Origin of the sequence: Streptomyces nymphaeiformis, assembly GCF_014203895.1 — a bacterium.
GTDB lineage: Bacteria > Actinomycetota > Actinomycetes > Streptomycetales > Streptomycetaceae > Streptomyces > Streptomyces nymphaeiformis.
Genome location: NZ_JACHJY010000007.1, coordinates 245,969 through 268,431, shown reverse-complemented (window position 1 = coordinate 268,431; position 22,463 = coordinate 245,969). Strand labels below are relative to the sequence as shown.

Annotated in this window: 23 protein-coding genes and 1 riboswitch; of the genes, 12 read left to right on the top strand and 11 right to left on the bottom strand. The window is 72.8% G+C overall.

Annotated features, from left to right (window positions below; genetic code table 11):
- A complete protein-coding gene (locus GGE06_RS24605) occupies positions 1-843 on the bottom strand; it encodes an ABC transporter permease (RefSeq protein ID WP_116164353.1) in 843 nt (280 codons plus the stop codon).
- Positions 840-1,748, bottom strand: coding sequence for an ABC transporter ATP-binding protein (locus GGE06_RS24600; protein WP_116164355.1), 909 nt, complete (start codon positions 1,746-1,748; stop codon positions 840-842). The genes GGE06_RS24605 and GGE06_RS24600 overlap by 4 nt, the downstream gene beginning before the upstream one ends.
- Positions 1,749-1,882: 134 nt before the next feature.
- Here GGE06_RS24600 and GGE06_RS24595 point away from each other — a divergent pair, with 134 nt between their 5' ends.
- From GGE06_RS24595 to GGE06_RS24585, 3 genes are all read left to right on the top strand, one after another.
- Positions 1,883-3,160 (top strand): sensor histidine kinase, encoded by a 1,278-nt coding sequence (locus GGE06_RS24595; protein ID WP_184931730.1) that lies wholly within the window; start codon positions 1,883-1,885, stop codon positions 3,158-3,160.
- Positions 3,157-3,837, top strand: coding sequence for a response regulator (locus GGE06_RS24590; RefSeq protein ID WP_116164359.1), 681 nt, complete (start codon positions 3,157-3,159; stop codon positions 3,835-3,837). Before GGE06_RS24595 ends, GGE06_RS24590 begins: the two co-directional genes overlap by 4 nt.
- Before the next feature lie 112 nt (positions 3,838-3,949).
- Positions 3,950-4,453: an NUDIX domain-containing protein gene (locus GGE06_RS24585; RefSeq protein WP_184931729.1), complete on the top strand. Its 504-nt coding sequence runs from the start codon at positions 3,950-3,952 to the stop codon at positions 4,451-4,453.
- 42 nt (positions 4,454-4,495) lie between these two features.
- Here the strand turns inward: GGE06_RS24585 and GGE06_RS24580 are convergent, their stop codons facing one another.
- Positions 4,496-5,020: an AMIN-like domain-containing (lipo)protein gene (locus GGE06_RS24580; RefSeq protein ID WP_184931728.1), complete on the bottom strand. Its 525-nt coding sequence runs from the start codon at positions 5,018-5,020 to the stop codon at positions 4,496-4,498.
- A gap of 109 nt (positions 5,021-5,129) precedes the next feature.
- Between GGE06_RS24580 and GGE06_RS24575 the strand changes: the two genes are divergently transcribed.
- From GGE06_RS24575 to GGE06_RS24565, 3 genes are all read left to right on the top strand, one after another.
- Complete coding sequence (locus GGE06_RS24575; protein WP_184931727.1) at positions 5,130-5,777, top strand: DUF6629 family protein; 648 nt, start codon at positions 5,130-5,132, stop codon at positions 5,775-5,777.
- Between the two features lie 30 nt (positions 5,778-5,807).
- Entirely contained in the window at positions 5,808-6,020 is a 213-nt protein-coding gene (locus GGE06_RS24570) for a hypothetical protein (protein ID WP_246532723.1), read from the top strand.
- Positions 6,021-6,145: 125 nt separating this feature from the next.
- Positions 6,146-6,646, top strand: coding sequence for a peptidylprolyl isomerase (locus GGE06_RS24565; RefSeq protein WP_116164365.1), 501 nt, complete (start codon positions 6,146-6,148; stop codon positions 6,644-6,646).
- Between the two features lie 132 nt (positions 6,647-6,778).
- Here GGE06_RS24565 and GGE06_RS24560 read toward each other — a convergent pair whose 3' ends face one another.
- From GGE06_RS24560 to GGE06_RS24550, 3 genes are all read right to left on the bottom strand, one after another.
- Positions 6,779-7,615: an SDR family oxidoreductase gene (locus GGE06_RS24560; protein WP_184931726.1), complete on the bottom strand. Its 837-nt coding sequence runs from the start codon at positions 7,613-7,615 to the stop codon at positions 6,779-6,781.
- Between the two features lie 120 nt (positions 7,616-7,735).
- Positions 7,736-7,984, bottom strand: a complete 249-nt coding sequence (locus GGE06_RS24555; protein WP_116164369.1) for a type B 50S ribosomal protein L31 — start codon at positions 7,982-7,984, stop codon at positions 7,736-7,738.
- 132 nt (positions 7,985-8,116) lie between these two features.
- Positions 8,117-10,651: a SpoIIE family protein phosphatase gene (locus tag GGE06_RS24550; protein ID WP_312883274.1), complete on the bottom strand. Its 2,535-nt coding sequence runs from the start codon at positions 10,649-10,651 to the stop codon at positions 8,117-8,119.
- A 252-nt stretch (positions 10,652-10,903) separates the two neighbouring features.
- On the opposite strand from GGE06_RS24550, the gene GGE06_RS24545 reads away from it, so the two are divergent.
- The 3 genes from GGE06_RS24545 (at position 10,904) to GGE06_RS24535 (ending at position 13,960) form a co-directional block, all read left to right on the top strand.
- On the top strand, positions 10,904-11,668 hold the full coding sequence (locus GGE06_RS24545; protein ID WP_184931725.1) for an alpha/beta fold hydrolase: 765 nt from the start codon (positions 10,904-10,906) through the stop codon (positions 11,666-11,668).
- 185 nt (positions 11,669-11,853) lie between these two features.
- Positions 11,854-12,447: an LURP-one-related family protein gene (locus GGE06_RS24540; protein WP_116164375.1), complete on the top strand. Its 594-nt coding sequence runs from the start codon at positions 11,854-11,856 to the stop codon at positions 12,445-12,447.
- Between the two features lie 208 nt (positions 12,448-12,655).
- Positions 12,656-13,960: a phosphoribosyltransferase family protein gene (locus GGE06_RS24535; RefSeq protein ID WP_184931724.1), complete on the top strand. Its 1,305-nt coding sequence runs from the start codon at positions 12,656-12,658 to the stop codon at positions 13,958-13,960.
- Here the strand turns inward: GGE06_RS24535 and GGE06_RS24530 are convergent.
- Positions 13,944-14,780, bottom strand: a complete 837-nt coding sequence (locus GGE06_RS24530) for a LysM peptidoglycan-binding domain-containing protein (protein WP_184931723.1) — start codon at positions 14,778-14,780, stop codon at positions 13,944-13,946. The genes GGE06_RS24535 and GGE06_RS24530 overlap by 17 nt on opposite strands.
- Before the next feature lie 2 nt (positions 14,781-14,782).
- A riboswitch (cyclic di-AMP (ydaO/yuaA leader) is annotated at positions 14,783-14,941 on the bottom strand.
- A 403-nt stretch (positions 14,942-15,344) separates the two neighbouring features.
- Here GGE06_RS24530 and GGE06_RS24525 point away from each other — a divergent pair.
- Entirely contained in the window at positions 15,345-15,947 is a 603-nt protein-coding gene (locus GGE06_RS24525; protein WP_116164381.1) for a DUF6197 family protein, read from the top strand.
- 60 nt (positions 15,948-16,007) lie between these two features.
- Here the strand turns inward: GGE06_RS24525 and GGE06_RS24520 are convergent, their stop codons facing one another.
- Complete coding sequence (locus GGE06_RS24520; protein ID WP_116164383.1) at positions 16,008-18,032, bottom strand: phosphocholine-specific phospholipase C; 2,025 nt, start codon at positions 18,030-18,032, stop codon at positions 16,008-16,010.
- Between the two features lie 157 nt (positions 18,033-18,189).
- A complete protein-coding gene (locus GGE06_RS24515; RefSeq protein ID WP_184931722.1) occupies positions 18,190-18,996 on the bottom strand; it encodes a DeoR/GlpR family DNA-binding transcription regulator in 807 nt (268 codons plus the stop codon).
- Positions 18,997-19,171: 175 nt separating this feature from the next.
- Between GGE06_RS24515 and GGE06_RS24510 the strand changes: the two genes are divergently transcribed.
- Positions 19,172-20,095, top strand: a complete 924-nt coding sequence (locus GGE06_RS24510) for an SIS domain-containing protein (RefSeq protein WP_116164387.1) — start codon at positions 19,172-19,174, stop codon at positions 20,093-20,095.
- Positions 20,096-20,134: 39 nt separating this feature from the next.
- Entirely contained in the window at positions 20,135-20,968 is an 834-nt protein-coding gene (locus tag GGE06_RS24505) for a class II fructose-bisphosphate aldolase (RefSeq protein WP_116164389.1), read from the top strand.
- Positions 20,969-20,988: 20 nt separating this feature from the next.
- On the opposite strand, the gene GGE06_RS24500 is transcribed toward GGE06_RS24505, so the two are convergent.
- The gene (locus GGE06_RS24500; protein ID WP_116164391.1) at positions 20,989-21,726 is read right to left on the bottom strand and encodes an SDR family oxidoreductase; all 738 of its coding nucleotides are present in this window, start codon (positions 21,724-21,726) and stop codon (positions 20,989-20,991) included.
- A gap of 105 nt (positions 21,727-21,831) precedes the next feature.
- Positions 21,832-22,278, bottom strand: a complete 447-nt coding sequence (locus GGE06_RS24495; RefSeq protein ID WP_184931721.1) for a nitroreductase family deazaflavin-dependent oxidoreductase — start codon at positions 22,276-22,278, stop codon at positions 21,832-21,834.
- Between the last annotated feature and the right edge of the window lie 185 nt (positions 22,279-22,463).

Sequence of the window (22,463 nt, the reverse complement as noted above, 5' to 3'; positions counted from 1 at the left end):
CTACTGGTCCCGGCGCCGCACCGCGAGGACCGTCACCACGGCCCCGCCCAGCGCCCACAGCGCGAACACCAGCCACGCGCCGCCCGTCGACCACGGGAACGGCTCCTGGACGGCCGGTCCCGCGTCCCCGAGCCGCTGCCAGGCGTGCAGCGGTGTCGCGTGCGCGAGGACCGCGCTCAGATGACGCCGTTCCGTGAGCACCGCGGGCAGCAGCAGGAGCAGGACGAACGCGCCGACGATCGAGACCGCGCTCTTGCGCAGCAGAGCGCCGACCGCCATCCCCGCCACGGCGCACACCGGGGCGAGAAGGGCCGAGGCCACGACGATGCGCAGCGCGCCCGGGTGGGTGATCGGCAGCCCGATGTCCCGGGCCGACAGCATCGCCTGCGTCGACCAGAACGACGCGCCCGAGGCCACCGCCCCGAAGAGGGTCTGCACCACCGTCACGACCAGCACCTTCGCGGCCATGAGCGAGCCCCGGTCCGGTACCGCCGTGAACGTCGTGCGGATCAGTCCGCTGCCGTACTCGCCGACGACCGCGACCGCCCCCATGGCGGCCGAGGCGAGGATCAGGACCAGCGCCGCGTTGTACGTGAAGGCGTCCCACAGCGCCATGCCGTTCGCCACGAACCCGGCCCGGCTCGCCTCGTCGTACTGGAGCCAGTAGCGGTAGTGGTCCCAGGCGGTGCCGAAGTTGAAGGCGACCACGGCGAGCGCGCCGAGCAGCAGCGACCAGCCCGTCGAGCGCAGCGACCACAGCTTCAGCCACTCCGACCCCACCAGGTCACGGAAACGGGCACGGGGCTCCACCACGGAGGCCACGCGAACATCGAGGGTCGTCATCGGGCGTCTCCTGCCAGGTACTCGACGCTGTCGGCGGTCAGTTCCATGAACGCCTCCTCCAGGGAGGCCGTACGGGTGGTGAGCTGGTCGAGCAGCACCCGGTGCTCCAGGGCCAGTTCGCCGATGCGGGCCGCCGGAAGACCGGTCACCGTCAGCAGACCGGCCTCCTCCTCGACCTCCGCGCCCTCCCCGAGCAGCAGCGCCGTCAGGCGCGCCCGGTCCGGAGTGCCGACCGTCACGCTCAGGCGCCTGCCCCGCGCGGCGAACTCGGACAGGCTCTCCGCCGCGATGAGCGCGCCCCGGCCGATGACCACCAGCTCGTCCGCCGTGTGCTCCATCTCCGTCATCAGATGACTCGACACGAAGACGGTGCGGCCCTCTGAGGCCAGCCGCCGGAAGAGTCCCCGTACCCACTTCACGCCCTCCGGATCGAGGCCGTTCAGCGGCTCGTCGAACAGCAGCACCGGCGGGTCGCCCAGCAGCGCGCCGGCGATGCCGAGCCGCTGCCGCATGCCCAGCGAGTACCCGCCGATCCGGCGCCTGGCCGCCGCCACGAGCCCGACCTCCTCCAGGACCTCGTCGACCCGGGAGAGCGGGATGCGGTTGCTGCGGGCCAGGACCGCCAGATGGGACCGTGCGGTCCGGCCCCCGTGCACGTCCCCGGCGTCGAGGAGCGCGCCGACGTGCCGCAGGCCGCGCGGCCTGTCCGTGAACGGCCGGCCGTCGACCGTCACCGAACCGCTGGTCGGCGCGTGCAGGCCCAGGATCATCCGCAACGTGGTGCTCTTGCCCGAGCCGTTGGGGCCGAGGAATCCGGTGACCCGGCCCGGTCGGACGGTGAAGGTGAGCGCGTCGACGGCGGTCGTGGCGCCGTAGCGCTTGGTGAGTTCCCTGACTTCGATCATGGGAACCACCGTGCCGCCCGGGACCCGCGCCGGGCATCGGACCAGCACGGACAATCGCCCGGGGGTCCTGTCACCCCAGGTCGTACACCCCCGGTCCGATGTCCGGGCCGGTGACCGCCCTCTACGATCACCGCATGTCCGCCACCCCGTCAGCACAGTTCTTCAAAAGGGTCACGCCGGGCGGGTGGGCCGCCGTCGCCTGGGGTGCGGGCATCGCCTTCACCGCCCTCCTCCGGATCCGCGTGCCCGGCCAGGACGAGCCGGACGTCTTCCCCGGCTTCATCATCCTGCGCTGGGACGGCCTCACCATGCTGGCCGTCGCCACCCTTGTCACCCTGCGCGGCGGCGCACTCCTCGCCCGGCGTCCGACCGCCGCCCTCAACCACTTCCTCGTCGCCTCGGTCATCGCCGCCACCCCCCTCGGCGTCGACGCCATCCCCTTCGCCCAGTACCTCGCGGTCGACGTCGCGCTGTACGCCATCGCCGCCGCCCGCCCCCGCGGCGAAGCCTGGCGGGCGCTCCTGCTCGCTCAAGGCCTGCTGGTCGTCTACGTGGCCGTCCGTCTGCTCGCCGGCTGGGAAGCCGGCACCACGAGCACCCTGGCCGTCGCCCTGACCGCCCTCGTGGCCTGGCTCCTCGGCCGCTCGGAAGGGCAGGCCCGGGAGTACGCGGAACGGAGCCGCGCACAGGCCACAGAGCAGGCCGTCACCAGCGAACGCCTCCGGATAGCCCGAGAGATGCACGACACGGTCGCCCACAGCATCGGCATCGTCGCCCTCCAGGCCGGCGCCGCCCGGCGCGTGATCGCGACGCAGCCCGAGGCGGCCCGCCAGGCCCTCACCGAGATCGAGACGGCGAGCCGCGAGACCCTCGCCGGCCTGCGCCGCCTGGTCGGCGCCCTGCGCACGGCGGACCCGGAGACGGTGGCCGGACCAGAGCCGGATCCGGCGGCCGTCGGCTGCCCCGCGGCTCCCGTCGAACTGCCAGGACTGCCCGAGATGCCCGGTCTCGCCGCCCTCGACCGGCTCGTCGAACTCACCGGCAACGCCGGCGTCCGGGTCGCCGTCCGCAGGGCCGGCGCCCCGTGCCCGATCCCCCCGGACATCGACCTCTCCGCCTTCCGGATCGTCCAGGAGTCCGTCACCAACGTCGTACGGCACTCGGGTGCCGACTCCTGCACCGTCACCGTGGACCAGCGCGACCCCGAGACCCTCGCCGTCACCGTCGAGGACCGCGGCCCCGTCCCCGGCCACGCGCGCGTGAGCCCCGGAACCGGCTCCGGGTACGGACTGACCGGGATGCGGGAGCGCGTCGCCGTGCTGCACGGAGAGTTCAGCGCGGAACCCCGCCCCGGCGGCGGCTTCCGCGTCACCGCCCGCCTTCCCCTGCCCACAGGAGTCACCCCCCGATGAGCCAGACCACCGCCGAGCAGCCGGTCCGCGTCGTCCTCGCCGACGACCAGCCCCTGGTGCGCACCGCGCTCCGGATGGTCATCACCGACACGACGGACCTCGTCGTGGTCGGCGAGGCCGCGAACGGCGCCGAGGCCGTCCGTCTCGTCGAGGAGACCGGCGCCGACGTCGCCGTCATGGACCTGAGGATGCCCGGCACGGACGGCATCGAGGCCACCCGCGTCATCACCGAGGGCCCCACCGGCGCCCGCGTCGTCGTCCTCACCACCTTCGACGACGACGACCACGTGTACGCGGCGCTCCACGCGGGCGCGTCCGGATTCCTCGTCAAGGACATGGCCCTGGACGACATCCTGGCCGCCGTCCGCGTCGTCGCCTCCGGCGACGCCCTCATCGCGCCCAGTGTCACGCGGCGCCTCATCAAGCAGTTCACCGACCGCCCCAGGACCGCGCCCGCCGCACCGCGCCGCCGCGCCGAGGGCATCACCGACCGCGAGCGCGAGGTCCTCACCCTCGTCGGGCGCGGCCTCTCCAACACCGAGATCGCCGGCACGCTCCACATCAGCATCGCCACCGCGAAGACCTACGTGACCAGGCTGCTCGCCAAGCTGGACGCCCGCGACCGCGTACAGCTCGTGATCATCGCGTACGAGGCGGGACTGGTCTCCGCCGTCTGACCGTCCGGCGGCTCTCACACGATCCGGTGATCCACTCGCGAGCCGCCGGCCGGCCCGCTCAGGACCGCTTGGATGGAAGCGACCCATCCGGTCCGTCGAGAGAGAGCCGCCCATGGCGAACACCTGGCTGCCGCCCGCCGAGTACGTCGACACGCTGCCGAGAGCGACGGCGTACGCCTGCCTCTACTTCACCGACACCGCCGGCCGCCCCTTCCAGCTGCGGGCCACCTACACGATGGAGTCGTGGCAGTGGCCCGGCGGCAACATGGACCCGGGGGAGACCCCTTGGGAGACCGCCGTGCGCGAGTGCCACGAGGAGACCGGGCTCGTCTTCACCGGCGAGCCGCGCCTCCTCGCCGCCGACTTCGTCACGCACCGGGGCGAGGACTGGCCGGCCAACCACATCGGCTTCATCTTCGACGGGGGCGAGCTGACGGACGAGCAGATCGCCTCCGTCGTCCTCGACCCGGAGGAGCACAGCGAGTACCGCCTGCGGACCCTGGACGAATGGGAGCGGGAGATGCACCCGCGCGAGTTCGCCCGCCTCGTCGAGATCGACCGGGCGCGAAGGACCGGCTCCACCGTGTACGTGGAGAGCGGCCCCACCGGAACGTGACGGTGGGGCCCGTCCACCGGGACGGGCCCCACCCGTGCGCGCTCAGGCGCCGCAGCCCGCCATCGGGTGGGCGATGTCGACGACGAAGCGCTCCGGCGAGTGCAGCCGGAAGGTCTTGAAGTCGGGCTTGGTGTCGAAGGCGGCTCCGATGGTGACCACGCCCTCGAAGTCGCCGGTCAGAGCGACCCCCTTGAGCGCGGGCAGAGAGATCTTCAGCAGCCGGGGGCCGTGATAGACGGACCGGCCGGCATCGTCGTGGGCGGTCGCGGGGGAGAGCTTGATCTCCAGGAAGTGCTTCCCCGCGAGCGGGACCCTGTTTCCCGATCCGTCGTAGTGCAGCGAGCGGACCTGATGGACGGTGACCGGGGGCAAGGCCCCCCGGACGTCGATCACGAGCCGGTCGAAGGTGGCGTGGCCGCCCCAGCGGACGTTGACGACCTGGGCCGTGGCCGGGGTCGAGGCGTTCAGGGCAGGGGCATCGGCGGCGCCTGCCGGGATCGTGGCGCCGATCCCGGCGGTCAGCAGGATTCCCGCGGCGACGGCCGCGAGGGTGTGGCGGTGAAGCATGACGTCCCCCAATTTCTGCTGCTCCGGGGACAGTGGTGTCACTGGAAGAGACAACCACCACCACGATACGGTTCCACCCGTTCTGCGGTATATAGGGTAAAAAGTTCCCATGTGCTGGAGTGCGACCGCCGACCTCTGGGCGGGCCTCGGGATCGCCGCCGTCGGCGTCGCCTCCCTCGCCTCCGTACGCCGCCCCGGGGACGCACCGCTCGCCGCCCTGCCCCTCCTCCTCGGCGCCCACCAGGTCGTGGAGGCCGCCGTCTGGCACGCGGGCGGCGGCACCGGACCCGCCACCCTCGCCTGGGCCGCGATCGCGCTTCCCCTGCTGCCCCTCTGGGTGCCGCTGGGCGTCCTGACCGCCGCCCGCCCCGCCGACCGTCCCCGCCTGCTCGTACCGCTCGCCGCCGGCCTCGTGACCGCCGTCGTCCTCGCGTACCGCCTCGCCGTCCATCCCGTCGCGGCCGAGATCCGCGGCCGCACCCTCGGCTACGCCGTCGACCTGCCGTACGCCCCGCTCGTCCTCGCCGGATACCTGCTCGCGACCGTCGGAGCGCTGCTCCTCGCCCGCGACCGGCTCCTACGGATTCTGGGACTCGTCACCGGCGTCGGAGCGGTCGTCTGCGCCCTCCTATGGCGCACCGCGTTCGTCTCGACCTGGTGCGCGCTCGCTGCGGCCGCCTCGCTGCTGCTGTTCGCCTGGGTGCGCGGGCGGCGGCCGGTGGCGGCCGCGTACGGATCCGAGGCCGGCCGGCCGTAACCCGACGGCCTCTCAGTAGTTGACCAGGGCATGAAGAAGCGCAGCATGCTCGCCATCGCCTCCCTCGCCGCAGGCGTCGTCACCGCCATCATCACGCCGCCGCCGCAGGCCAGCGCCACGGAGAGCCCCCTGGCCGGCACCACGGGCCTCCTCCAGGACGACCAGACCGCGACCGTCCTCCACGAGACCGTCCAGGGCGCCGAGGGCGCCCTCCAGAACCAGCAGGCCGGCGGGCTGCTCTGACCTCGCGTCCCAGGTGGCGGCCGGTGCCCCGCGCTCCCGGGCGGAACGCGGGGCACCGGCACGCCATGCCCCGGGAGGAGGCGGCCCGTGCGCGCGCCGTACGTGAGTAATGACAGGATGTCCCCATGAGCAACGAGAACGTTTACTTCGACATCACCATCAACGACGAGCCCGCGGGCCGCATCACCTTCAAGCTGTTCGACGACGTCGTCCCGAAGACGGCCAAGAACTTCCGCGAGCTCTGCACCGGTGAGCACGGCTTCGGCTACGCCGGTTCCCCGTTCCACCGCGTCATCCCGGCGTTCATGCTGCAGGGCGGCGACTTCACCCGCGGCAACGGCACCGGCGGCAAGAGCATCTACGGCGAGAAGTTCGCCGACGAGAACTTCACGCTGAAGCACGACCGCCCGTTCCTGCTCTCGATGGCCAACGCCGGCAAGAACACCAACGGCTCGCAGTTCTTCATCACCACGATCGTCACCGACTGGCTCGACGGCAAGCACGTCGTCTTCGGCGAGGTCGTCGAGGGCCAGGACCTGGTCAAGAAGATCGAGTCCCTCGGCTCCGCCTCCGGCGCCACCAAGGCCTCCATCAAGGTCGCCGAGTCCGGCATCGTGAAGGTCTGATCGCCTTCCTGAGCTGAGCGGAGGGCCCGGAGCCCCTTGCTCGCACCCGGACGGGGCGGGGAACGCGGTCCACCGGACGCGCGTCCCCGCCTCGGCGGTGAACTCCCGCCCGGTCCCGAGGCCCTCGGGGCTTCAGGCGAAGGCCGGCGCGTTGCGTTCCGCCCACGCCGAGAAGGGCCGGGGCGCCCGCCCGAGCACCCGCTCCACGTCGGGACTCACCCGCTGCTCGTCCGCGCGGGGCTCGCCCATCACCGACAGCATCCCGTCGACGGCCTCCTCCGGCAGGAACCGCACCAGCTGCGCCCGGGCCTCGCTCGCGCTCTGCGCCACGAACTCCACCGGAGCGCCCAGCGCCTCGGCCAGCGCCCGCACCTGATCACGCGGCGAGACCGCGGCCGGCCCGGTCAGGACGTACGTACGGCCGGAATGCACCGGGTCGCGCAGCGCGGCGGCCGCGACCCCCGCGATGTCCGCCGGGTCCACCACCGGCAGCGCCACATCGGCGAACGGAGCCGCGACGGTACGGGCCGAGCGCACCTGCTCGGCCCAGAGGAAGGCGTTGGACGTGAAGCCGCCGGGCCGCAGCACCGTCCACTCGACGCCCGACTCCCGTACCGCCGTCTCGAACGCGCGCAGGATCTCGTGCGACACCGAATCGGTCCGCGTCCCCACCAGTTGCGAGGACTGGAACACGATCCGCCGCACTCCGCAGGCCACCGCCGCCGCCACGATCTCGCGCGGACGCAGCTCGTCCCCGAGACCCGCGACGAGCAGATAGACGGCCTCGGCACCCTCGAACACCCCCTTGAGGCCGTCGACATCGGCCAGGTCGCCCTGCCGGTGCGTCACACCGGCGGGCAGGTCCCCGGCCGGACGGCGGCTCACCGCCGTGACCTCCTCGCCGGCCGCGGCCAGCATCTCCACCAGCGGTCGTCCGACGTTTCCGGTCGCTCCGGTCACCACGATCACAGCTGTTCCCCTCCAGGGAGTCCGTGGCGGAGCGCGAGCGCCCCGCCGTCTTCGTGACCTCATCCTGGAAGGCGAACTGGCCATCTCCTGGCCAGTTTCACGGACGGATTTCGGGAGACCTCACTCCTTCTCGCCGAACCGGCGCTCGAACTTGGCGATCCGGCCCTCGGAGTCCACGGTCCGCGCCGTGCCCGTGTAGAACGGGTGGCTCTCGGAGGAGATCTCGACGTCGATCACGGGGTACGTGTTGCCGTCGTCCCACTCGATGGTCCGGTCGCTGGTCGCGGTGGACCGGGTCAGAAACGCGTACCCCGCCGAGCGGTCACGGAACACCACGGGGCCGTACTCGGGCTGCTTGTCCTGCTGCACGTGTCCTCCTCGGGCTGCCGCCCTGACTCGTCCGGCCTGATCGGCACGGCACTCCCAGCCTCCCCGGGCAGGCGCCCCCCGACCAGCGCCACGGGCCCGACCGGGTGAAACCCTCCGGTCCGCGGGGAGGGCTCAGCCGCCGTCCGCCCACCGCGCCGCGAGCAGCAGCGCGATGTCGTCCGGCCGGGACGTGGCCGCCCGGGCCTCCCGGATCAGCCGGTCGGCCGTGTCCGCGAGCGCCAGCGAACCCGTCGCGGCGAAGGCCCGGCTCAGCCGCCCGATCCCCTCGTCGATGTCCTGGCCCGGCCGCTCCACCAGACCGTCCGTGAACAGCGCGAGGACCGCCCCCGGAGCCAGCCGTAGCCGTGTCACCGGGTACGAGGCCCGGACGTCGACCCCGAGGACCATCCCGCCCGCCAGCTCCACCTGCTCCGTCGTCCCGTCCGGCCGCCGCAGCAACGGCTGCGGATGTCCCGCCCGTACCGCCCGCGCGTCACCCGTCTCGGGGTCGAGGAGCACGTAGCAGCAGCTCGCGAACTGCCCCGGGTCCAGATCGATCAGGAGCCGGTTGGTGCCGCGCATCACGTCCTGCGGCCGATGGCCCCCCAGCGCGAACGCCCGGACGGCGCTGCGCAGCTGCCCCATGGTGGCCGCGGCCGCCACACCGTGCCCCTGCACGTCGCCGATCACCAGGGCGAGCCGCCCGTGGCCGGTCTCGATCACGTCGTACCAGTCGCCGCCCACGTCCATGCCCTGGGTGCCCGGCAGATAGCGGCCCACCGTCTCCACCCCCTCCCGCACCGGCAGCCGGTGCGGGAGCAGCGCGTCCTGCAGCCCGCGCGCGACCGCGGACTCCGTGTCGTACCGCTGCGCCCGCTCCAGGGCCTGTGCGATCAGCCCCGCGAGCGCCGTGAGGACGGTCCGTTCCTCCGGACTGAACCCGCGCGGCGAGTCGAAGCCGAGGATGCAGGAGCCCACCGGCCGGCCGGAGGCGATCAGGGGAAGGAAGGCCCGCGCGCCCGAGTGCGCGTCCATCGGGAGGTCCGGATACGCCCGCCCCAGCTGCTCCATGGACTCGAAGAAGAGCGGCCTGCCGGTCGTCAGGGTCTCCACGCCCGGCACCTGGGCGTCCAGGGCCACCCCGTCGAACGGTTCGAGGAACCCGGGCGGGAAGCCCGTCTCCCAGGCCAGATAGAGCCGCCGGTCGCTCAGCAGGTAGATCGCCAGCTGCCGGCCGCCGAACGCGGGCAGCAGCTCCTCCGTCACCACCGCCGACACCTGGCGCGCCGTCACCGCCTCGGAGAGCGCGATCGCCAGGGCCACCGGCCGGTACAGCGCCGCCGCCCGGTCGCCGGGCTCCGTCAGGACGTCGTCCGTCCGCCGGCGGCCGCGCGCGGCTCCGCGGGCGACCGGCACCGGTTCCTCCTCCGGGACCATCACCATCGTCACGCCGTCCCGGCCCGGGTAGAGCGAGACCGACAGCCACCGGCCACGCTCCGGGCGGGCGAGGAAGCGCACCGGTTCACCGGAGAGCAGCGCGGCGCGCAGCTGCTCCTCGTGGAAGGGGTGACCGAACCAGGGCAGCGCGTCCCACAGCGGCCGCCCCGCCAGCGCCCGGCGCGGCCGGCCCAGCAGGTGCTCCGTCTGCTCGTTGACGTAGGTGACGCGGGCCAGCCGGTCGGTGGCCAGAATGGCCCGCGGCAGCCGGTCCGTGGCGTCCGAGCCGACCAGACCCGTACCGAGGTCCACGAGCGTGCCCTCCAGCCGGCCGCCGCCCGCGGGCCCCGTCCCCGGTGCGGCCCGGCGTGCCCGCGTGGACACCTCGAGGAGGTGGAGGCCGCCGTCCGGCCCTCGCAGACGGATCCTGCGGACCGACGGCCGTCCGTCCGCCCCGGTCGCCTGCCGGGCCGCCGCCCACAGCGCGTACCCGTCCTCGGGGTCGAGGAGCGACGTCAGCGCCTCGATCGAGCAGGGCGAGGAGACCTCCGCCCCCAGGATGGCCAGGAGCCCGTCGTCCAGCGTGACCGTGCCCGTCTCCAGGTCCCAGGCGAACGAGCCGAAGCGGACCGCCGGACCCGAGCCGGTCGGCAGCTGTACGCAGACCGGGTCCCCGGGCCACTCGACCTCCGTCCCCTGCCGTGCCAGATCGGCCAGGGTCTCCCCGAGGCGGAGCGCGCCCCGGGTCATCCGGTTCCGGTCCCGCGCGTCGACCGGAACCCCTGGGGTCGGCGCCCGCAGCGCCACGAGCACGCCGAAGCGCTCACGGCCCGCGACCACCGGGGCGTACAGCGAGGCGAAGGGGAACGGCAGGCTCGCCACCAGCTGGGGGAACCGCCGCATGGCCTCCTCGACGTTGGCGAGGTGGACGGACTGCCCGGAGCGGTGCACCTCCGCGACGGGGAACGGCCGGTTCGCGTGCATCCGCCACCACGGACGGAACAGCGGCCCCGGCAGTCCCACCAGGACCGCGAGCCGCAGCAGCCCCGGGGTGCCGGAGCGCAGGTAGATCCCGCCCGCGTAACCGCCGACCTCCTCCACCGCCGCGAGGGCCGCCTCCGCGAGTGCCCAGGTCAGCGCGCCGGATACAGGCCCGATGGCGGCTTCGCTCCCGGGCGGAATCCCGGTGCCGCCCACCGGGTCGGGGCCGGGCGCGCCGTGCGAGGTCACACAGCCAGGATGCCCCCGAGGCGAAAGCACCCGCATCCCGGGCCGGAGACGCCTCGACGCCGGGGCCCGACGTGCGGCCGGTCCGGGGGCGCGTACCGCTGTCCCGGGCCCGGGACGCCCAGGTGCCGAGGCCCGACGCGCTCCCACGCGCCCCTCCCGACGGTGTTGACCCCACGCGTCCACGCCGTCACACTCGGTCGTCGACCGTCGCCATCGGCGTGCGGCGGCACCACCTCGCGAGCAGGGGGCACGATGACGGGCCAGGTTCTTCCGTACGACGTACACGGCGAAGGCCCCGGGAGGGCCCTCGTGCTGCACAACTGGTTCGGCGACCGCACCAGCTTCTCCCCGCTGCGCGCCCACCTGGACGGCTCCGTCGGCACGTACGCCTTCGTCGACTGCCGGGGCTACGGAGACGCCCTCGACCACGCGGGCGCGTACACGATGGAGGAGGTCGCGGCCGACGCCCTCGCGGTCGCCGACGACCTCGGCTGGGACTCCTTCTCCGTCATCGGCCACTCGATGGGCGGCAAGGCGGCCCAGCTGATGCTCCTCGACGCCCCCGACCGGGTCCGCTCGATCGTCGGCATCTCACCCGTCTCCGCGGCCGGGTTCCCGCTCGACGGCGAGACCTGGGAGCTCTTCGCCGGGGCCGCCGACGAACCGGCCAGCCGGCGCGCGATCATCGACAACACCACCGGCGGACGCTACGACGACGCCTGGCTGAGCGCACTCGTCGACCGCTCCGTCACCCGCTCCTCCGCGACGGCCTTCCGCGCCTACCTGGACTCCTGGTCCCGCACCGACTTCCACGAGCGCGTCCGTGACAACCCCACGCCCGTCCTGCTCGTCGTCGGCGCCCACGACCCCGCGCTGGGCACCGAGGCGATGGAGGCCACGTGGCTGCGCTGGTACCCCAACGCCCGCCTCGAAGTCCTCAAGGACGCCGGTCACTACGCCCCCGAGGAGACCCCGCAGGCCCTCGCCGAGGCCATCGAGGCCTTCCTCGGCGCCTGAGGCCGTCGGCCTCGGTCTCCGACCCCGTCGATCCGGGGTCCGGTCCCGTCGAAGATCATCCGAAGGTCAACGGGACCGACGACTTTCGAGGACAGCGGTGAGGCCCCTCGGCAGCCGATCATCGTGCTCACGACCTCAGGGGGCGGTCTTCCAGGGACCGTCCACGACCGGCAGGAGCACGACCGATGGGCCTCGCACAGTCGCAGCAGCGCTTTCTCGTCCGGCAGAAGGTGACGCTCCTGGCCAACCGGTACCTGGTGCACACCATCGGCCCGGACGGCAAGGAGGGTGAACTCGTCGCCTTCGCCCACCAGAAGAGGATGGCGCTCAAGGAGCACGTCACCTTCTACACCGACGAGTCCCGGCGCCAGGTCCTCTTCACCTTCAAGGCCCGACAGGTCATCGACCTCGGCGCGACGTACGACGTGGTGGGCGCCTCCGGCACCCGACTGGGCGGCTTCCGGAAGGACTTCGGCGCGTCCCTGCTGCGGAGCACCTGGCACCTGAGCCGGGAGGGCGAGGTGGGCGAGACCACCGGGCAGGAGCGGAACGAGGTGGTGGCGCTGCTGCGGCGCGCCTGGGAGTTCCTGCCCCTGGACCTCGTTCCGTTCGTCGTGCCGTACCACTTCGACTTCACCGCGGACGGGCGCTCGGTCATGTCGGTCGACAAGCTGTTCGGGTTCCGGGACCGGTACGTGCTCGAGATAGCCGACCCGGAGCTCGACCGGCGGCTGGCGATAGCCCAGACCGTGGCCCTCGACGCCCTGCAGTCCCGCTGACGGAGGAGGTCCACCGACGACGGGGCGTGCTGACCGCACTGACCGCACTGACCGCACTGACCGCGCCGACCCGCTGACCGCACCGGCCCGCCGATCGAGCCCGCCCGTCGACCCGGGTGACGCGTCTACCCTGGAGGGACGGGCAGGGGACGGGGCACTCCGTTCCTCCCCGCGCCCGAGCCGCGCACCAGCGGAAGGGCGGCGGACCATGTTCTTCAGCGATCGTACGGACGCGGGGCGCCAGCTCGCCGCCCGGCTCGACCACCTCAAGGGCCGTGACGTCGTGGTCCTCGGGCTCCCGAGGGGCGGCGTGCCGGTGGCGGCGGAGGTCGCGGACGCCCTCGACGCGCCGCTCGACATCTGTCTCGTGCGGAAGCTGGGCGTGCCGCACCAGCCGGAGCTCGCGATGGGGGCGCTCGGGGAGGGCGGCGTGCGGGTGCTCAACGAGCGGGTGCTGCGGGAGGCCCGGGTGAGCGAGCGCGACCTCGCCGCGGTGGAGGAGCGGGAGCACGCCGAGCTCGACCAGCGCGGCCTCCGCTACCGGGGCAGCCGGCCCACCGTGCCTCTCGACGGGCGGACGGTCGTCGTGGTGGACGACGGGCTGGCCACGGGGGCCACGGCGCTGGCGGCCTGCCGGGTGGTGCGGGCCAGGGGCGCCGCCCGGATCGTGCTCGCGGTGCCGGTGGCGCCGAAGGGCTGGACGGCCCGTGTCGGCGGCGAGGCCGACGAGACCGTCAGCGTGCACGCCCCGGAGCTCTTCTTCGCGATCGGGCAGTTCTACCGGGACTTCTCGCAGACCCCGGACGCCGAGGTCATCGACTGCCTGGAGCGGAACAGGGCCGGGCGGGACCCCGTCGTGCAGGACACGGACGTACGGATCCCGGTCGACGGCGTCAGCCTCGGCGGGCGGCTCGCGGTGCCCGAGGGCGCGGGCGGCATCGTCCTGTTCGCGCACGGCAGCGGCAGCAGTCGCCACAGCCCCCGGAACCGGGCCGTGGCCGCCGAGCTCAACCGGGCGGGACTCGGGACGCTGCTCTTCGACCTGCTGACCGAGTCGGAGGCGGTGGACCGGGCGCATGTCTTCGACACCCCGCTCCTCGCCGGGCGGCTCGCCGGGGCCACGGAGTGGCTGGCCGGGCGGCCCGAGAGCGCGGGGCTGCCGCTCGGGTACTTCGGTGCGAGCACGGGTGCGGCCGCCGCGCTGTGGGCGGCCGCCGCACCCGAGTCCCCGGTGAGCGCCGTCGTCTCGCGCGGCGGCCGGCCGGACCTCGCGGCCGAGCACCTGGCGCGGGTGCGTGCCCCGACGCTCCTGGTGGTGGGCGGCGCGGACGCGATGGTCCTGGACCTCAACCGGCGGGCCCTGGCGCTGCTGCGCTGCGAGAACCGGCTCGCCGTGGTGGGCGGCGCCGGCCACCTCTTCGAGGAGCCGGGCGCCCTGGAGGAGGTGGCGGACCTCGCCACCTCCTGGTTCGCCGAGCACTTCCGGCGTGAGGGGATCAGTACGCCGAGTTGACGTTGTCGATGGAGCCATAGCGGTCGGCCGCGTAGTTGCAGGCGGCGGTGATGTTGGCGACCGGGTCGAACAGGTCCAGGGACGTGCCGGGCACGTGGTAGGCGAGGAAGGTCGGCTCGATGACCTGGAGCAGGCCCTTCGAGGGGGTGCCGGCGACCGCGTTGGAGTCCCAGAGGTTGATCGCCTGGGGGTTGCCGGACGACTCGCGCATGACGTTGCGGAAGATGCCGTCGTAGGAGCCGGGGATGCCGTGCTGGCCCATGATGGCCAGCGACTCACGGATCCAGCCGTCGAGGTTGTCGGCGTAGTTCGTCGCGGCGACCGTGGCCGCCTTGACGGCAGCGGGGGCGGCGACGGCCGGAGCGGCCGCGGCGGCGGAGGAGCCCGTTCCGGCGGCGACGGCGGGGGTGGCCGGCTTCGTCTTCGCCTGCGGGGGGGCGGCCTTCGCGGAATCCCGACGAATCGTCAGTTCGAGACCGGGGTGAATGAGTGACGGATTGTCACCCACGACGCTCTTGTTGGCGTGGTAAAGGCTCTTCCAGCCCCCCTGAATTCCCTTCTTGTGGGCGATCAGGGAAAGCGAGTCACCACTCGCGACGGTGTACGTGTGCGCGGCGGCCGGGGCGGCGGGAGCCTTGGCCGCGACCGGAGCGGCGATGCTCTGGACGGCGATCTCCGGGGCGCCGGACACGGGCGCGGCGTCGGCGACGGCCGGGGCGATGAGCGGCAGGGCGAGTGCGGCGCCACCCGTGCCGACCAGGGCGAGGCCGCGGGAGACGGGGCCGCGGCGGTGACGGCGGTGCTTACCGTGAGCAGGCATGACGGTTTCCTCTCCGGCGCCTGCGGGGTGAGCTGTCGGGTTCGGACGGGAGATGTCCGGCCGCGCACACGCGGCTGCACCCCGAGCCGTTCCGGAATCCGGACCGGCGTATTCGTGGGTCCCCCGCTCCTGCCGTCGGGTGAAAAGGGAGTTTTACCGAGCGGCGGCAGGATTGGGCGTTCCGCTCGAATGGAGGTGACCGTAGGCCAGTAATGCGACGGAGAACAAGGGGAGTGGTCACAGGCATCGGGAAATGGATCACGGAATTCGGGGAATTCAAGATCGATGCCGTCCGGGAGGCATGGAACTTCCTTGCCCGGTACGGGGTGGGGGAGGGGGCGGCCGGCCCGCCGGGTCGTATGAGTGAGTCGCGTCACCAGGACCGCAATGTCCCAAATGGTACGTAATTCCGTTCATGAGTAAATGAGGGGAAATTGCATTAGATGAGGTGCTCGTCGAGGGGGTGCGGTGGCGCGGATGTGAGCTACACCCCTTGGGGGAGTAAAAGTCGCAAAACAGACATTTATCGTGAAAGGTGGAGGCAGTCGACCCAGGAGACGCCCCATGCCGCCCTCCACCGCCCTGCTCAGCCCCGACACCCTCGACCGCGAGGCGGCCGCCCTCTTCGAGAGCGCCACCTGGCAGAGGATCGTCACGGACTGGACCGCCCCCGAGGAGTCGCCGCCCGCTGAGGACGGCTGGCGGAAGCTGCTCAGCGTGCCGGTGGACCGGCTCGTGGCCGACGCCCTGGCCGCCCTCCCACCGGAGATTCCCGCCGAGCGCCGGATCCCGGGACGGCTCGGAGCCGTGGTCCCGGACCGGCTGCACACCTGGCGCCGCATCGGCCAGGCCGACCTCCGCCCCTCGGTGCACCTCGGCTACGCGCGCCTCGTGCTGACCGAGTGGGGCTGGCAGAACGCCCCGTACAAGCTGCGCGACGCACGCGGTGCCCGGTGCGTCTGCGGTGCCCTCCTCGCCGCCCACCGCCTCGGCTACGGCAGCGCGGACACCATGAACGAGGCGGCCGCCTGGATCATGACCGAACTCCGGTCGCGCGGCTGGCGGGAGCTGATCGGGCCGTGGAACCGGGCCCCCGGTCGTACCGCCGCCGACGCGGTGGCCCTCCTCGACGCCACGGTCCGGCGCGCCGCCGAAGCGGGCCGCTGACGCCGTACCGGAGTCCGGTCGGCGGCGGCATGGTCGCCGCCGCCCGGCCCCGTGGGGGGATCAGCCGCTGATGCTCGGGGCTCCGGTCTCGATGTGGCCGGTGTACCGGCGCGACCAGGTCCCGTCGATGTCGGCGAGGATCGTGAAGTCGTACCAGCCGTCGGTGTACGCCACCGCGTTGAAGAAGTCCTCGCGGCTGGAGTTCGCCGGCACCGTGTACGTCCACGGGCCGTCCGAGCGGTAGGCGTTCGAGCGGATCGTGAAGGTGACGGGCCCGGCCGAGGTGTTGGTCATCTTGAACCACAGGGCCGTCTTGCCCGTACCCGCCTCCGGCGCGTACCTGGCGGCCACCTCGATGGCCTTGCCCGCCTTCGAGGCGTCCCCGATGAAGCGGCGCAGGAAGCGGTTGGGGCCCATCATCGAGATGTCGTACTTCCCCGAGCCCGAGCCGAGGCCGATGTTGAAGTAGTCGGTGGCCGTGTCGCCGGGGTCGACGGTGTACTGCCAGGCGGCGGTGTCCCGGTACTGGTGGGGGTGGATCGAGAAGTGCGCCGACCGCTTGGCCTCCGTGCCCTGGTTCGTCATCGAGAACCAGGCGAGGATCTTGCCCGCGGCGCCGAACTCGAAGCGGTCGAGGTTGCCGTTCACCTGGTACGGCAGGGCGCGCGCCGGGCGGGTGCCGGACTCCTGTACGGGCAGCGCGTTGTTCTGCGGGGCCGGGTTCGGCAGCGGGCCGCAGGTGGCCTGCCCGATCACCTTCGCCGTGGAGGGAAGGTTGGCCGGCACTCCGTACACCGGGTTGGCGAAGTCGAAGACCCCGGTCAGGTCGCCGGTGACCTTCCGGCGCCAGGCGCTGATGTTGGGGCAGGTCGCCGGTGTGCCGAGCGCCGCGGTCCAGCTCTCCATGAAGCGCAGCACCGAGGTGTGGTCGAAGACCTCGGAGCTCACCCAGCCACCGCGGGTCCACGGGGACATGACAATCATCGGGACGCGGAAGCCCAGGCCGATCGGCACGCCGTCGATGTACTCGCCCGCGGTGCCGGGAGGGGCGACCGGCGGGGGCACGTGGTCGAAGAAGCCGTCGTTCTCGTCGTAGTTGAGGAACAGCACCGTGGAGTCGAACACCTCGGCGTTCGCGGCCAGCGCGCGGTAGACGAGGTCGACGAAGTGGGCGCCGTCGCCCGGCGGGGCGTACGGGTGCTCCGAGAAGGCCTCGCTCGCGACCACCCACGACACCTGCGGCAGGGTCCCCGCGACGACGTCGGCGCGGATCGCCGCGGCGATGTCGTCCGGCGTCGAGCCCGTCACCTTCGGGACCGAGCCCATGCCCCGGTCGTACAGCGGGTCCCCGGGACGGGCGTCGGTGAACTTCTTGAAGTACGCGAGGCCGTTGTCGCCGTAGTTGTCCTGGGCGTTCTGGTAGACCTTCCAGCTCACCCCGGCGCGCTGGAGCGCCTCGGCGTACGACTCCCAGGTGAGGCCCGACTCGTCGCCCCCGTCCTTGCTGGTGCCGTCGACCTTCCCGCTCCACAGGAAGGTGCGGTTGGGGCCCGTCGCGCTCAGCGTCGAGCAGAAGTACGCGTCGCAGATCGTGTAGTTGTCGGCGAGCGCGTAGTGGAAGGGGATGTCCCCGCGGTCGAGGTGGCCGAGCGTCCGGGTGTTGCCCACGCCCGTGACCCAGTTGTCGAGGCGGCCCTTGTTCCAGGCGGCGTGCTGCGAGGTCCAGCTGTGCGGCAGGTCGCCGTTGCACTGCGCGAGGGTCTCGCCGTCGACGCCGCCGGCGGCCGGGGTGTCGCTGAGCTTCCAGGGGTACTGGCGGCCGCCCCAGTTGGGCTGGTTGAACATGCCCCAGCCGCCGGGGATGTTGCCGGCGGCGCGGTCGCCGAAGCCCCGGACGCCCTTCAGGGTGCCGAAGTAGTGGTCGAAGCTGCGGTTCTCCTGCATGAGGATCACCACGTGCTTGACGTCCGCGAGGGTGCCGGTCGCGCCGCTCGCGGCGGCGGACGCCCGCAGTGGCGGCAGCGCGGCCCCCGCCACGAGCCCCGCGCCGATCCCGACGAATCCCCTGCGGCTGATGGGAATCATGCCCCGCCCTTCCTGTCACGGTGTGCCCCAGCGGCACGTCGGAGACATGATGGGGGAGGGCGGCTTAAAGGTATACACACGCGCGGTAATTAGTGCGTGAATACGTGGAAGACCGTAGACGCCAAGGTATGGATTGGTTCACCGTCAGACCAATGAGTCAGACGGTGAGGACCTCCACCCCGGCTTCGGTGAGCTGCAGGGCCGTCTCCGGGGCGATGCCGGTGTCGGTCACGAGCAGGTCGATCCGGTCCAGACCACAGATCCGCGCGAACGCCCTGCGGCCCATCTTCGAGGAGTCGGTCACCACGACGACCCGGCTCGCCCGCTCGGCGAAGAGCCGGCTGATGCTCGCCTCGTCCTCCTGGTGCGCCATCACGCCGAGCTCGGCGTCGACCCCGTCGACCCCGAGGACCACCACGTCGAGCACGACCTCGTTGAGCACCCCGACCGTCAGCGGACCCACCAGCTCGTAGGTCTGCGGGCGGGCGACCCCTCCCGTGGTGACGATCTTGATCTGTGGACGCACCGCCAGCTCGCCCGCGATGTTGAGCGCGTTGGTGACCACGGTCAGCGCGGGCCCGGCCGGCACCGCCGCGCCCGGGGCTTCGGTGCGACCGCTCGCGAACCGCAGCGCGAGCGCGCGTGCGACCTCCGTCGTCGTCGTGCCCCCGTTGAGCCCGACGACCTCGCCGGGTGCGACCAGATCCGCCACCGCCTCCGCGATCCGCCGCTTCTCCGGCGCGTGCCGCGTCGACTTGTACCGCAGCGGCAGCTCGTACGACACGCCGTGCACGACCGCCCCGCCCCGCGTGCGGACGAGCAGCTGCTGCTCCGCCAGCTCGTCGAGGTCCCGGCGGATCGTGGCGGCGGAGACGTCCAGCGCGGTCGCCGCCTCCTCCACCTCCAGCTTCCCCGAGGCGGCAAGCAGCTCCAGGAGCGTGTTCCACCGCTCGTGCTTGGACATGGGTCCCTCCCTCCACCGGGGCCGTGCCCGCATGACCACCCCGCTCGTGCGCGCGTCCGATTCTAGCCGCCGAAGGGTGCGGGATCTGGAAAGAGGATGCTTGTTTCTGCTTGAATAGAGGCGTCTTCAAGCATCTTCCATCAATATCGCGCACTCTTCTTGCAAGGAGATCGGCATGACCACCACCCGCACCGCCGTGGAGATCGCCTCCCAGCCGGCGACCTGGCGCCAGGCGGCCCGCACCCTGTCCCAGCACGTCGCGGCCCTGCCCCGCCGCGGCGAGCGGGTCGCGGTGATCGGCTGCGGCACCTCCTGGTTCATGGCCCTCGCCTACGCCGAGCTGCGCGAGTCCGGCGGCCACGGCGAGACCGACGCCTTCGCCGCCTCCGAGTTCCCCTACGGCCGGCGCTACGACCGTGTCGTCGCCATCACGCGCTCCGGCACCACCAGCGAGGTCCTCGCCGTCCTGTCCAGGCTCCGCGGCACCGTCCCCACCGGCGCGATCACGGCCGACCCCACCACCCCGGTGATGGACCTCGCCGACGAGGTCGCCGTCCTCGACTTCGCCGACGAGGAGTCCGTCGTACAGACCCGCTTCGCGACCACCGTCCTCGCCCTGTTCCGCGCACACCTGGAGGCCGAGGACGCCCTCCCCGAGGGCCTGGGCACCGTCGAGGACGCGGCCCGCGACGCCGAGCAGGCCCTCGGCTCCCCGCTCGACGAGAGCGTGCGCACGGCCGAGCAGTTCACCTTCCTCGGCACCGGCTGGACCTATGGACTCGCCCTGGAGGCAGGCCTGAAGATGCGCGAGGCGGCCGGCGCCTGGACCGAGGCGTACCCGGCCATGGAGTACCGCCACGGCCCGATCAGCATCACCGGCCCCGGCCGCGTGACCTGGGGCTTCGGCGCCCTGCCCGCCGGGCTCGCGGACGACGTGCGCAAGGTCGGCGGCACCCTCGCCGAGAGCGACCTCGACCCGCTCGCCGACCTCGTCCGCGCCCAGCGGCTCGCCGTCGCCGTCGCCGAGGCGCAGGGGCTCAACCCGGACACCCCCCGGAACCTGACCCGTTCCGTCGTCCTCTCCGACGTCCATGCCTGACCGCCGCCCCACGCCCGCCCACCACCCGGGAGAAGCACCGTGCCGCTGACGCCCACCGACGAGATCGTCCGCCGCGCCCGCGCCGCGGGCACCGGAGTGGGGGCCTTCAACGTCCTCCAGCTCGAACACGCCCAGGCCATCGTGGCCGGCGCGGAGAACGCCGACCGTCCGGTCGTCCTCCAGATCAGCGAGAACACCGTCCGCTACCACGGAGCCCTGGAGCCGGTCGCGCTCGCCTCCCTGGCCGTCGCCCGCGCCGCCAAGACCCCCGTCGCCGTCCACCTCGACCACGCCGAGAACCCCGACCTCGTCCGCGAGGCCGTCGCCCTCGGCCTCGGCTCGGTCATGTTCGACGCCTCGAAGCTGCCGTACGCGGAGAACGTCGCCGCGACCCGCGAGGTCGTGGAGTACTGCCACAGCCACGGCGTCTGGGTCGAGGCCGAACTCGGCGAGGTCGGCGGCAAGGGCGGCGCCCACACACCGGGCGTGCGCACGGACCCCGAGGAGGCCCGTGCCTTCGTCGACGCCACCGGCGTCGACGCCCTCGCGGTCGCGGTCGGCAGCGCCCACCAGATGGTGACCAGGGACGCCGTCCTCGACCTCGAACTGATCGCCCGGCTGCGCGCGGCGGTCGACACCCCGCTCGTCCTGCACGGCTCGTCGGGCGTCTCGGACCCGCACCTCACCGAGGCGGTCGCGGCGGGCATGACCAAGGTGAACGTCTCCACCCACCTGAACAAGGCGTTCACCGAGGCCGTCCGCACCCACCTCGCGGAGCACCCCGGCACGGTCGACCCGCGCCACTACCTGACCCCGGCCCGCGAGGCCGTGGCCCGCGAGGTCGCCCACCTCCTGGCGGTCCTCTCGCCGTGACCGGTCGGCCCGCCCCACCGTCAGCCGTTCCTGCCGCGCAGCCAGCGGTCGAACTCGACGGCGACGACGCGCTCGTCGTGCACGCCGGCCGCGTCGTCGGACGCCAGCCAGACGATGGGCGGGCCCATGACCGAGGGCTCCAGGAACCGCCGGTCCTCGGGCACGGTGTCGAGGGGCAGCATTCCGGTGACGGTCGGGCCCCCGGGGAGCAGCAGGTTGACGGTGACGCCCGTGTCCCGCAGATCGGCGGCCATGATCCGGGACAGTGACTCGCTGCCCGCCCGGGACGGCCCGTAGGGGACGAACCCGGCCCGGTGCGTGGTCGACTCGCTCACCGCGATGTTGACGATGCGGCCGCCGCCGGCGGCCAGCATCCGGGGCGTGACCTCGCGCGCCACCAGGAAGTACCCCGTCAGATTGGTCTCGATCACCGCGCGGAAGCCCGCGACCGGCACCTCCCAGAAGCCCTGCGGGTGCGTCATGAAACGCGGGTTGACCGTGCGCATGCCGATCCCGGCGTTGTTCACCAGCATGTCGACGCCGCCGAGCCGGGACCACGCCTCTTCGACGGCCCCGGCCACGGACGACTCGTCCCGTACGTCCATCTCCACCCCGACCGCCCCCGGCAGTCCGGCGGCGACCGCCCTCGCGCGCCGCCCGGACCGGCCGGTCAGCGCGACCGTCGCGCCCGCCGCGGCCAGGGCGGAGGCCATGGCGAGACCCAGCCCGCTCGTCCCGCCGGTCACCAGCACCTTCATCGGATCACTCCCGTCTCGAGCACGGCCCGCCAGGGCGGAGGCCTTCACGACCGGGACGCTAGGACCTGGAGCGCACGCGAAGGCAAGGGCGATGCCGGCGCGCGCCTACGCGTCCTGGACGACCGGCTCGGCGACGAAGACGGGGATCTCCCGGTCGGTCTTGCGCTGGTAGTCGGCGTAGTCGGGGAACGCGGCGACGGCCCGCTCCCACCAGGTCTGGCGTTCCTCGCCGGTGACCAGACGGGTCTTCATGTCCCACACCTGCGTGCCGTCGCGCAGTTCGACCAGGGGCGTGGCCACCAGGTTGTGGTACCAGACGGGGTGGTCGACCGAACCGCCCTTGGACGCGACGAGCGCGTACGCGCCCTCGTGCTCGACCCGCATGAGCGGGGTCTTGCGGAGCTTGCCGCTCCGGGCGCCGAGGTTCGTGACCAGGATGACGGGGAGGCCCCGCATCGTCGTGCCCTGGGTGCCGCCGGACGATTCGTACAGCTCGACCTGCTCGCGTACCCACGACGTCGGGCTGGGCTCGTACTCGCCTTCGAGGGGCATGGGGGTGCGTCCTTTCGGATGGCGTCCGGTGTCACCGGCCTGCTTCCTCCCGACGCTAGCCGACGCGTCGTCACCCGCGGGGGAGGAGCGGGCGCACGCGGCGAGCAGGGTGCCGAGCCCTCGGGATTCCGGCCACCGGAGCGTCCGATTCAGCCAGGCGCTCCGGCTTCCCCGGGGGTTCCGTT

Bases quoted from the DNA above. Each gene is read 5' to 3' on its own strand.
- GGE06_RS24605 (WP_116164353.1), bottom strand. From the start codon at position 843: ATGACGACCCTCGATGTTCGCGTGGCCTCCGTGGTGGAGCCCCGTGCC.
- GGE06_RS24600 (WP_116164355.1), bottom strand. From the start codon at position 1,748: ATGATCGAAGTCAGGGAACTCACCAAGCGCTACGGCGCCACGACCGCC.
- GGE06_RS24595 (WP_184931730.1), top strand. From the start codon at position 1,883: ATGTCCGCCACCCCGTCAGCACAGTTCTTCAAAAGGGTCACGCCGGGC.
- GGE06_RS24590 (WP_116164359.1), top strand. From the start codon at position 3,157: ATGAGCCAGACCACCGCCGAGCAGCCGGTCCGCGTCGTCCTCGCCGAC.
- GGE06_RS24585 (WP_184931729.1), top strand. From the start codon at position 3,950: ATGGCGAACACCTGGCTGCCGCCCGCCGAGTACGTCGACACGCTGCCG.
- GGE06_RS24580 (WP_184931728.1), bottom strand. From the start codon at position 5,020: ATGCTTCACCGCCACACCCTCGCGGCCGTCGCCGCGGGAATCCTGCTG.
- GGE06_RS24575 (WP_184931727.1), top strand. From the start codon at position 5,130: ATGTGCTGGAGTGCGACCGCCGACCTCTGGGCGGGCCTCGGGATCGCC.
- GGE06_RS24570 (WP_246532723.1), top strand. From the start codon at position 5,808: ATGAAGAAGCGCAGCATGCTCGCCATCGCCTCCCTCGCCGCAGGCGTC.
- GGE06_RS24565 (WP_116164365.1), top strand. From the start codon at position 6,146: ATGAGCAACGAGAACGTTTACTTCGACATCACCATCAACGACGAGCCC.
- GGE06_RS24545 (WP_184931725.1), top strand. From the start codon at position 10,904: ATGACGGGCCAGGTTCTTCCGTACGACGTACACGGCGAAGGCCCCGGG.
- GGE06_RS24540 (WP_116164375.1), top strand. From the start codon at position 11,854: ATGGGCCTCGCACAGTCGCAGCAGCGCTTTCTCGTCCGGCAGAAGGTG.
- GGE06_RS24535 (WP_184931724.1), top strand. From the start codon at position 12,656: ATGTTCTTCAGCGATCGTACGGACGCGGGGCGCCAGCTCGCCGCCCGG.
- GGE06_RS24530 (WP_184931723.1), bottom strand. From the start codon at position 14,780: ATGCCTGCTCACGGTAAGCACCGCCGTCACCGCCGCGGCCCCGTCTCC.
- GGE06_RS24525 (WP_116164381.1), top strand. From the start codon at position 15,345: ATGCCGCCCTCCACCGCCCTGCTCAGCCCCGACACCCTCGACCGCGAG.
- GGE06_RS24520 (WP_116164383.1), bottom strand. From the start codon at position 18,032: ATGATTCCCATCAGCCGCAGGGGATTCGTCGGGATCGGCGCGGGGCTC.
- GGE06_RS24515 (WP_184931722.1), bottom strand. From the start codon at position 18,996: ATGTCCAAGCACGAGCGGTGGAACACGCTCCTGGAGCTGCTTGCCGCC.
- GGE06_RS24510 (WP_116164387.1), top strand. From the start codon at position 19,172: ATGACCACCACCCGCACCGCCGTGGAGATCGCCTCCCAGCCGGCGACC.
- GGE06_RS24500 (WP_116164391.1), bottom strand. From the start codon at position 21,726: ATGAAGGTGCTGGTGACCGGCGGGACGAGCGGGCTGGGTCTCGCCATG.
- GGE06_RS24495 (WP_184931721.1), bottom strand. From the start codon at position 22,278: ATGCCCCTCGAAGGCGAGTACGAGCCCAGCCCGACGTCGTGGGTACGC.